A 257-nucleotide genomic window follows, 5' to 3' on the forward strand; every position below is an offset into this window, starting at 1 on the left:
TAATGGAATGGTATCATCTAACATCGTTGTAACGACATCAACAAATGGTACAGCCGCAACTACACCATTGTATAGTTCTGGTGCCATATTTACTACTGTACCCATAAGAAGTCCTCCTGCAGAGCCACCCCTAGCATACAGGTGATCTTTTGAGGTATAGCCCTCTGTAATAACATACTTAGAAGCCTCTATAACGTCTGTAAATGTCTTTTTCTTTTTTACTAGCTTTCCATCTTCATACCAGGTACGGCCTAGGT

Annotated in this window: 1 protein-coding gene; it reads right to left on the reverse strand. The window is 40.9% G+C overall.

Annotated features, from left to right (window positions below):
* On the reverse strand, window positions 1–257 hold a 257-nt coding region (locus tag ACY2RS_RS15665), incomplete at both ends, for a prolyl oligopeptidase family serine peptidase (RefSeq protein WP_490099599.1).

Source organism: Patiriisocius sp. 208BN25-11, from assembly GCF_058147145.1.